General features: G+C 67.9%; 7 protein-coding genes and 1 pseudogene. 4 read left to right on the forward strand and 4 right to left on the reverse strand.

The features are described 5' to 3' along the window. Window positions 1-340, reverse strand: a pseudogene (locus tag VNR91_RS05450) (hypothetical protein); the annotation flags it as partial. A gap of 109 nt (window positions 341-449) precedes the next feature. On the opposite strand from VNR91_RS05450, the gene VNR91_RS05455 reads away from it, so the two are divergent. Then, window positions 450-1,604, forward strand: coding sequence for an isovaleryl-CoA dehydrogenase (locus tag VNR91_RS05455; RefSeq protein WP_325489766.1), 1,155 nt, complete (start codon window positions 450-452; stop codon window positions 1,602-1,604). Between the two features lie 106 nt (window positions 1,605-1,710). Here the strand turns inward: VNR91_RS05455 and VNR91_RS05460 are convergent, their stop codons facing one another. Together VNR91_RS05460 and VNR91_RS05465 are read right to left on the reverse strand one after the other, a co-directional pair. Next, window positions 1,711-2,568 (reverse strand): hypothetical protein, encoded by an 858-nt coding sequence (locus tag VNR91_RS05460; protein ID WP_325489767.1) that lies wholly within the window; start codon window positions 2,566-2,568, stop codon window positions 1,711-1,713. Between the two features lie 89 nt (window positions 2,569-2,657). Beyond that, a complete protein-coding gene (locus tag VNR91_RS05465; RefSeq protein WP_325489768.1) occupies window positions 2,658-4,739 on the reverse strand; it encodes a M13 family metallopeptidase in 2,082 nt (693 codons plus the stop codon). A gap of 123 nt (window positions 4,740-4,862) precedes the next feature. On the opposite strand from VNR91_RS05465, the gene VNR91_RS05470 reads away from it, so the two are divergent. Then, window positions 4,863-6,464, forward strand: coding sequence for a carboxyl transferase domain-containing protein (locus VNR91_RS05470; protein ID WP_325489769.1), 1,602 nt, complete (start codon window positions 4,863-4,865; stop codon window positions 6,462-6,464). A gap of 106 nt (window positions 6,465-6,570) precedes the next feature. Here VNR91_RS05470 and VNR91_RS05475 read toward each other — a convergent pair whose 3' ends face one another. Further along, window positions 6,571-7,002, reverse strand: coding sequence for an endonuclease domain-containing protein (locus VNR91_RS05475; RefSeq protein ID WP_325489770.1), 432 nt, complete (start codon window positions 7,000-7,002; stop codon window positions 6,571-6,573). Between the two features lie 77 nt (window positions 7,003-7,079). Between VNR91_RS05475 and VNR91_RS05480 the strand changes: the two genes are divergently transcribed. Then, a complete protein-coding gene (locus VNR91_RS05480; protein WP_325489771.1) occupies window positions 7,080-7,559 on the forward strand; it encodes a nuclear transport factor 2 family protein in 480 nt (159 codons plus the stop codon). 132 nt (window positions 7,560-7,691) lie between these two features. After that, on the forward strand, window positions 7,692-9,587 hold the full coding sequence (locus VNR91_RS05485) for an acetyl/propionyl/methylcrotonyl-CoA carboxylase subunit alpha (RefSeq protein WP_325489772.1): 1,896 nt from the start codon (window positions 7,692-7,694) through the stop codon (window positions 9,585-9,587). The last annotated feature ends 164 nt before the right edge of the window (window positions 9,588-9,751 follow it).

Below are 9,751 nucleotides of genomic sequence, written 5' to 3' on the forward strand. Positions count from 1 at the left end.
CCAGCAGCAGCGGCACCGACTGGAGCCACAGCCCGGCCAGTCCCAGCGCCATGAACGCGATCTCCGCGCCCTTGACGATCCGCATCAACAGCGCCTTGTCCAGCGCGTCCGCCAGCTCGCCGGCCAGCGCGGAAAGCAGGAAATAGGGCAGGATGAAGATGCCGGTCGCGATCGTCGCCAGCATCGCCGATTTGTCGGGCGCGCTGGCATAGATGGTGAAGTTCGCCAGAAACAGCATCGCGTATTTCAGGACATTGTCGTTGAACGCGCCCAGGAACTGGACGACGAACAGCGGCCCGAAACGGCGTTTGGTAAGCAGCGCGAAATCCGGTGCCGACATTCCTGGCCCTCCCCTTGCCCCGGTTATGCCGCCCCGCGCACGACCTGGCGAGCCTTGCGCTAACGCCCGCACCGCCCCAATCAGGCACGATCAACTTCAGGATGCCGTCATGAACACCACCCTCGATTTCGGCCTGGGCGAAAACGCCGATATGATCCGCGACACCACCGCGCGCTTTGCTCGGGAGAAGATCGAACCGCTGGCGGCGCGGATCGACGCCGACGACTGGTTCCCGCGTGACGAACTGTGGACCGCGATGGGCGAGCTTGGCCTGCACGGCATCACCGTCGAGGAGGAATGGGGCGGCCTCGGCCTCGGCTATCTCGAACATGTCGTCGCCTGTGAGGAGGTCAGCCGCGCCTCCGCCTCGATCGGCCTGTCCTACGGCGCGCATTCCAATCTGTGCGTCAACCAGATCCGCCGCTGGGCCAACCCGGAGCAGAAGGCGAAATACCTGCCCAAGCTGGTGTCGGGCGAGCATGTCGGCAGCCTGGCGATGTCCGAATCGGGCGCCGGTTCGGACGTCGTCTCGATGAAGCTGCGCGCGGACAGGACCGACGCCGGCTACGTTCTCAACGGCACGAAGTTCTGGATCACCAACGCCGCCTATGCCGACACGCTGGTGGTCTATGCCAAGACCGGCGAAGGCTCGCGCGGCATCACCACCTTCCTGATTGAAAAGGACATGCCCGGCTTCTCGATCGGGCAGAAGATCGACAAGATGGGGATGCGCGGATCGCCCACCGCCGAACTGGTGTTCAACGATTGCGAGGTGCCCGACGCGAACGTCATGGGCCCGGTCAACGGCGGCGTCGGCGTGCTGATGTCGGGGCTCGACTATGAACGCACCGTGCTGGCGGGCATCCAGCTCGGCATCATGCAGGCGTGCCTCGACGTGGTGCTGCCGTACATTCGCGATCGCAAGCAGTTCGGCCAGCCGATCGGCCATTTCCAGCTGATGCAGGCCAAGGTCGCCGACATGTACGTCGCGCTCAATTCGGCGCGCGCCTATGTCTATACGGTGGCCAGGAATTGCGACGCCGGCCTCACCACCCGCTTCGACGCGGCGGGCGCGATCCTGCTGGCGAGCGAGAATGCGGTGAAGGTCTCGCTGGAGGCGATCCAGGCGCTGGGCGGGGCCGGCTATACCAAGGACTGGCCGGTCGAACGCTACGCCCGCGACGCCAAGTTGCTCGATATCGGCGCGGGAACCAACGAAATCCGCCGGATGCTGATCGGCCGCGAACTGATCGGGGCGAACTAGAAACCGGCTTGCCGCATCCAGGATCCCGGGCAAAGCCACCCCAACTCGTCATCGCGAGGGGCGAAGCCCCGTGGCGATCCAGTGGCGCGCCGGCAGCTCGCCCCGGTCAGTCCGGCAGCGTCAGGCCGAACACGTTGGATACGTTGCCGCTGCCCGGCACCGGCAGGTTGCTGGTGAAGTAGAGCGTCCTGCCGTCGAGCGAGAGGCCGGTGGCGAGCACGTTGGTCGCCGGCGGCGCGGGCCGGTGGAGCATCTGCGGCGTGCTCCACCCCGCACCTTCGCGCCGGGTCCGATAGATCGCCTTGGCCCGGCTGCCTGGTTCGACCGGCGCGACGAACACGATGCTGCGGCCATCGTTCGCCACGGTGGCGTCCAGCGCCAGGGTCACACCGGGAATGGCGATCGGCGCGGCATCGACGATCGCGTCGCCGCGCAGCGTCGCGGCATAGAGGCGCGGCCCGTCCGCCATGCTGCGGGTGAACACCAGCATCCCGTCGTGATCCACCGACGGATAGAGGAGCGCGCCCAGCGCCGCCGCCTCCCCCGCCAGCGGCCGCGCCGGGCCCCAGCCGCTGCCGACCCGATCCGCCTTCCACAGATGATAGGCGCGCGCGCCGCCATCGCCCGGCAGCGCCCGGTCCGATGCGAACACCACGCTGCGCCCGTCGGGGGTGACGAACGGGTCGACGTCGCGCGCGCCAGGATCGGCGAACGGCACCGCCCGCGCCGCGCCGATCGCGCCGTCGCGCACCGGCGCGGTGCGGATTTGGATGCGCGACCAGTCCTTCATCGCGCGGCTGAACAGGATTTCGTCACCGTCGGGCGTCCAGGTCGCGTTGAGCGTCACCTCGAACCCATCGTCCGCGCGCGCCAGCGTGTCGCCGCCGAACGGCACCGGCGCCCCCACCGGGCTGGCGAGCGCGCTCGCCGCGACCGGGGCAATCAGCAGGGCAAACCAACGCATCACAGGCTCCTCATCCGGGCCGCCGCGCGTGCGCCATGCCGGCGCCGTCGTCACCCGCGCCGCGACCAGGGCCGCCTATCGTGCGTCGGTCACCACACCTTCACCCGCTTGTCCGGTGCCAGATAGAGCTTCTCGCCCGCCTGCACGTTGAACGCCGGATACCAGGCGTCGAGGTTGCGGACGGTCTGCACGCGCCAGCGGTCGGGGGCGTGGACGTCGGTGGCGATCCGCGCGCGCAGCGCCTGGTCGCGCATCTTGCTGCGCCAGCTCTGCGCGAACGCCAGGAAGAACCGCTGGTCGCCGGTCAGGCCGTCGATCACCGGCGCCTCCTTGCCGCCCAGCGACGCGCGATACGCCTCGTAAGCCGCTGTCAGCCCGGCGACGTCGGCGATGTTCTCGCCCAGTTCCTGCGCGCCGTTCAGGTGCAGTCCGGGCAACGCCTCATAGGCGTCGTACTGCGCCGCCAGCGCCTTGCCCGCCTTGTCGAAGCGCGCGAGGTCGGCCGGGGTCCACCAATTGTGCAGCTTGCCGCTCGAATCGAAATCGGCGCCGAGGTTGTCGAAGCTGTGGCTGATCTCGTGCCCGATCACCGCGCCGATCGCGCCGTAATTGGCCGCCGCGTCGAACTTCGGGTCGAAATAGGGCGTCTCCAGGATCGCCGCCGGGAAGTTGAGCGCGTTCTGCATCGGCAGGTTGATCGCGTTGACCGTCTGCGGCGTCATCCACCACTCGCCGCGATCGACCGGCTTGCCGATCTTGCCGATCTGGTGGCGGTATTCCGCCAGTTCGGCCCGGCGCGCGTTGCCCAGCGGATCGTCGGCGCGGATCTCCAGCGCGCCGTAATCGCGCCATGTCTCGGGATAGCCGACGCCGACCTTCAGCACCTGGAGCTTGCGCCGCGCCTCCGCCTTGGTGGTGTCGGCCATCCAGTCGAGCGCGGCGACACGCCGGTCGAACGCGGCGACGATGTTCGTCACCATCCCCTGGATCTCGGCCTTGGACGACGCGGGGAAATATTTGCCGACGTAGATCTTGCCGACCGCGTCGCCCAGGTCGTTGTTGACCGCCGCGATCGCGCGCTTGTCACGCGGGCGCTGCTGCGGGGTGCCTTGCAGCGTCTTGCCGTAGAAATCGAAGTGCGCGTCGTCGATCGCCTTGGGCAGCGCAAAGCTCGCGGTGTTGATCGCGTGGAACGTCAGCCAGTCCTTCCATGCGTCGATCGGCTCGCTCTTCACCAGCGCCGACAGGCCGGCGATCGCGCCCGGCTGCCATGCGATGAAGTCCTGCTGGCCCGGCAGCCCCGCCGCGCCCCAATAGGCGTCCCAATCGATCCCCGGCGCCTTCTTCGCGAAATCGGCGCGCTTCCACGGGTTGTTGGCCTTGTGCGCGTCCTGGCTGGTGATGATGTCGGCGTGCGCCCGCGCGATCTTCATCTCCAGCGCGACGATGCGGTCCGCCCGCGCCGCCGCGTCGGGCACGCCCGCCAGCGTCAGCAGCTTTTCGACATAGGGGCGATAGGCGGCGCGGATCTGCGCCATGTCGGGCTTGGCCGACAGATAGTAGTCGCGGTCGGCCAGCCCCAGCCCGCCCTGCAACAGATAGGGCACGGTGCGGCCGGGGTCGTTCAGGTCCTGCGTCACGAACAGCCCGAACAGATTCTCGGTGTGGAAATTGGTGGCGTTGAGCGGGTCGGTGTCGGCACGCATCCGCGCCCCCAGCAGCGACGACAGCGATTTGACGTCGCCGACCGCGGCGATCGCGTCCAGCTCGGGCTTGACCGGCGCCATGCCGCGCGTCTCGATCGCGGCGGTATCGGTGAACGCGGCATAGTAATCCGCGATCCGCCGCTCGTCGCTGCCGGCGGCCGGCTTCGAATCGATCAGCCCCTTGATCAGGTCGGCGTTGCGCTGCTGCGCGACGTTGAACACCTCCAGCCCGGCGCTGGTCGACGATCGATCGGCCGGAATCTCCGCCTTCGCCCGCCACGCACCGTTGGCATAGGCCTCGAAATCGTCGCCGGGCTTCACCGCCTTGTCGATGAAATTCTGGTCGACGCCCGCCGCCGTGCCCGCCGCCGCGGCGGTCACGCTGGTGTTGTTGTTGGTGGTGGTCGAGGAATTGCAGGCGGTGCCGGCGAGCAGCAGCGCGGTCATCAGGGCAAATCGCTTCATCGAAGATCCATTCCGCAATTTTGATCGACGATGGCTACACCCGCGCGCGACACACCGCCACCCATCTTCCCTTAACGCCCGCCCATCTTCCCTTAACGCCCGTGCGCGGCTAGCAGTCGCGGCATGAGCGCCCCCGTCCTCGATACCAGGCTCTCGCCCGACAGCGAGAATTTCCGCGCCAATGCTGCGCACAATCGCGCGCTGGTCGATCGCCTGCGCGCCGACGTCGCCGCCGCCGCGCTGGGGGGGAGCGAGAAATCGCGCGAACGCCACGTCGCGCGCGGCAAGCTGCTCCCGCGCGACCGCGTCGAGCGGCTGCTCGATCCGGGTTCGCCGTTCCTCGAAGTGGGGCAGCTCGCCGCGAACGACCTCTACGACGGCGAGGTGCCGGGTGCCGGCCTGATCGCGGGCATCGGCCGGGTCTCGGGCCGCCAGTGCATGATCGTGTGCAACGACGCGACGGTGAAGGGCGGCACCTATTATCCGATGACGGTCAAGAAGCATCTCCGCGCGCAGGAGATCGCCGAACAGAACCAGCTGCCGTGCATCTACCTGGTCGATTCGGGCGGCGCCAACCTGCCGCATCAGGCCGAGGTGTTTCCCGACCGCGAGCATTTCGGCCGCATCTTCTTCAACCAGGCGAACATGAGCGCGAAGGGCATTCCGCAGATCGCCTGCGTGATGGGCAGCTGCACCGCCGGCGGCGCCTATGTCCCGGCGATGAGCGACGAGACGGTGATCGTGCGCAATCAGGGCACGATCTTCCTCGCCGGCCCGCCGCTGGTGAAGGCCGCGACCGGCGAGGTGATCTCGGCCGAGGAACTGGGCGGCGCCGACACCCACGGCCGCAAGTCCGGCGTGGTCGATCATGTCGCGGAGAATGACGAGCACGCGCTGACGATCGTGCGCGACATCGTCTCGACGCTCCAGCCGCAGGCCCCCGCCGCGGTCAACCAGCGCGATCCGCGCCCGCCGAAGTTCGCGCCGGAAGAGCTGTACGGCGTCATCCCGCAGGACGTCCGCGCGCCCTATGACGTGCATGAGGTGATCGCGCGGCTGGTCGACGGCAGCGAATTCCACGAGTTCAAGGCGCTCTATGGCACCAGCCTGGTGTGCGGTTTCGCGCATATCTGGGGGATGCCGGCGGCGATCCTCGCCAACAACGGCGTGCTGTTCAGCGAAAGCGCGGTCAAGGGCGCGCACTTCATCGAACTCGCCTGCCAGCGCCGCATCCCGCTGCTGTTCCTCCAGAACATCTCGGGCTTCATGGTCGGCGGCAAGTATGAGGCCGAAGGCATTGCGAAGCATGGCGCCAAGCTGGTGACGGCCGTCGCCACCGCGACCGTGCCCAAGCTCACCGTGCTGGTCGGCGGCAGCTTCGGCGCGGGCAATTACGGCATGTGCGGCCGCGCCTATTCGCCGCGCTTCCTGTTCACCTGGCCCAACAGCCGGATCAGCGTGATGGGCGGCGAGCAGGCGGCATCGGTGCTCGCCACCGTCCACCGCGACGCCGAAAGCTGGACCGACGACCAGGCAGAGGCGTTCAAGGCCCCGATCCGCCAGCGTTACGAGGATGAGGGCAACCCGTGGCACGCCACCGCGCGCCTGTGGGACGACGGCATCATCGACCCGGCGCAGACCCGCGACGTGCTGGGCCTCGCGCTGGCCGCGACCCTCAACGCCCCCATCCCCGAACGCCCCGCGTTCGGCGTGTTCCGGATGTGATGGGGGGACGGCCAGCCCATTCCTCCCCGAACGGGGAAAGGGACCGCGCGGTGCAACGTCGTGGTCGTGGGGCCCCGGCCCGAACATGACGACGCGCGCGCGTCCCTCAATCCTCCCCGAGCTTGTCTCGGGGAGGGGGACCGCCCGGCGCAGCCGGGTGGTGGAGGGGCAATCGCGCCCGCGCCTGAAACACGATTCCCCGCACCACGCTCTCCGCATCGCGCAGCACCTCCGCCGCCGCGACCCGCATCGTCATCACATCATGCCCGGCCAGCCAGGCGTCGCGCGCCGCATCCCGCGCGGGCCGGTCGCCGCGCCCATGCGCCTCGCCGTCAACCTCGATCGCCACGCGATCATCACCGCAATAAAAGTCGAGCACATAGGCGCCGGTGGGATGCTGCTTGCGGAACTTGAGCCCGGCGGGGCGCTGTCGCAGCACGCGCCACAGCAGCACTTCCGGCAACGACATCGCCCGACGCAGTCGACGGGCTCGCGTAATACCGCCGCGTCCGGGCTTCGGCGCGATATCCTTCAGCATGCCAAAAACCCCTCCACCATGCTTCGCATGGTCCCCCTCTCCGAGACAAGCTCGGGGAGGAACCAGGAGATTGTACCATGATCCTCCCCCTCCTCCTCCTCGCTCAGGTCACTCCGGTCCAGCCGCTGCCAAAGGCCGAACTCCCCGCACCGCCGGCGGATGAGGCCGCCGTGCTCGCCCCGATCACCCGCCTGTTCGACGGCATCGCGGCCAAGGACGGCGCGCGGATCCTCGCGCAGGTGCGGCCGGAGGGTCTGGGCACCGCCGTCGCCGAAAAGCCCGACGGCACCCGCGCGATCACCACCCGCACGTGGAGCGCGTTCGCCGCCAACTTCAAGCCCGGCCCCGGCCCGTCGCTGGAGGAACGCGCGGTCGGGATGCCCGCGGTCGAGATCGACGGCGACATCGCGATGGCGTGGGTGCCGTATGTTTTCCTGGTCGACGGCAAGCTCGCGCACTGCGGCACCAACCATTTCGACCTCGTTCGCGACGCCGGCCAGTGGAAGATCCTCAACGTCACCTGGTCGCAGCGCACCACCGGGTGCGAGGCGCCGTAATCGCTGTCCTACATGGCCCGCGCGCGTTACAGCGGTCGTCCATGTCCGATTCGCCGGACCGGACCCTGCACGGTACATCCGCCGCCACCCGCGCGTGTAGCTGTGACCTTTGTGTGACCTTTGGGGCCTGACATGCTGACCTCCCTCCTCATCGCCAATCGCGGCGAGATCGCCTGCCGCATCATCCGCACCGCCCGCGCGATGGGCATCCGCACCGTCGCGGTCTATTCGGATGCCGATGGCGATGCGCTCCACGTCCGCCAGGCCGATCAGGCGGTACACATCGGCGCTTCCCCGGCGCGCGAAAGCTATCTGGTCGGCGACAAGATCATCGCCGCCGCGCGGGAAACCGGCGCGGAGGCGATCCACCCCGGCTATGGCTTCCTCAGCGAAAACGCGGATTTCGCACAGGCGGTGATCGACGCCGGCCTGATCTGGGTCGGCCCCAATCCCGACAGCATCCGCGCGATGGGCCTGAAGGACGCCGCCAAGGAACGGATGATCGCCGCCGGCGTGCCGGTCACCCCCGGCTATCTGGGCGCGGAACAGTCGCCCGCGCGGTTGCAGGCGGAGGCCGACGCGATCGGCTACCCCGTTCTCATCAAGGCGGTCGCCGGCGGCGGCGGCAAGGGGATGCGCCGGGTCGAGGCGGCAGCCGACTTCGCCGACGCGCTCGCCTCTTGCCAGCGGGAGGCGGCATCGTCGTTCGGCGACGATCGCGTGCTGATCGAGAAATACATCCTGAGCCCGCGCCATATCGAGGTGCAGGTGTTCGGCGACAGCCACGGCAACGTCGTCCACCTGTTCGAGCGCGACTGCTCGCTCCAGCGCCGCCACCAGAAGGTGATCGAGGAAGCCCCCGCCCCCGGCATGGACGCGGATACGCGGGCGGCGATCTGCGCGGCGGCGGTCCGCGCGGCGCAGGCGGTCGACTATGTCGGCGCCGGCACGATCGAGTTCATCGCCGACGCGTCCGAAGGCCTGCGCGCCGACCGCATCTGGTTCATGGAGATGAACACGCGGTTGCAGGTCGAGCATCCGGTGACCGAAGAGATCACCGGGGTCGATCTGGTCGAGTGGCAGCTCCGGGTGGCCTCGGGCGAGCCGCTGCCGCTGGCGCAGGACGATTTGGAAATCGACGGCTGGGCGATCGAGGCACGGCTCTATGCGGAGGACCCGGCGAAGGGGTTCCTACCGAGCGTGGGGCGGCTCGATCTGCTTCGCCTTCCGCACGAGGCACTTCGGGTCGAGACCGGTGTTGAAGAAGACGACGAAGTCAGTCCGTTCTACGATCCGATGATCGCCAAGCTCATCGCGAGTGGTTCGGATCGAAATGCGGCAATTGATATTCTTGCCGACGAACTCGATTATGTCGGCGTGTGGCCGGTGAAGACGAATGCCGCGTTTCTGCGGCGTCTTCTCCGGCACCCTGATTTCGCCAGCGCAGCGGTAACGACCGGCTGGATCGCCGAACAAGGGGAGGCGCTGCTGTCCACCCCGTCACCCGATGAAAGCACGTGGAAATTGGCTGCGCTGCAACTCGCTCTGGATTTCGACGAAATGGAGGGCGTTTCAGCAACCGCCCCATGGGGCGTTCTGGATGGTTTGCGGTTGAATTCTCCAGCAAGAACTTCGGTCGCAATCCGGGAGAGTGGCGGCGAAGTTCGCGTAATCGACTATTATCAGGGCGACCCCGTCGCGGGCGGAGGGCGAACGGTCGAAGATCACCTCGTGATCGTACAGGACGGGCAAAGCTATGGTTTTCAACTCGCGCGTTACTCGGGGCAGAGCGCCGGCACCGCCGCCGACGGCGCGATCCTGTCCCCGATGCCCGGCCGGATCACGTCGGTCGACGTCGCGGCGGGCGATGCGGTGACCAAGGGGCAGAAGCTCGTCACGCTCGAGGCGATGAAGATGGAGCACGCCCTTACCGCCCCGTTCGACGGCACCGTCGCCGAACTGGATGCCGAGCCCGGCGCGCAGGTCGGCGAAGGCCGGATGCTGGTGCGGGTGGAACGCAAGGATTAAACTCAGCCCACCGTTCGCCCTGAGCTTGTCGAAGGGCCGCCCTTCTTCACCGAAGCGAAAAAGAACGGTGCTTCGACAAGCTCAGCACGAACGGAGGCGGTCAGTGGCAGGCAAATATTACGACGAATGGCAGATCGGCGACACCATCGCCCATGAACTGCGCC

Origin of the sequence: Sphingomonas sp. (assembly GCF_035555815.1) — a bacterium.
Classification (GTDB): domain Bacteria; phylum Pseudomonadota; class Alphaproteobacteria; order Sphingomonadales; family Sphingomonadaceae; genus Sphingomonas.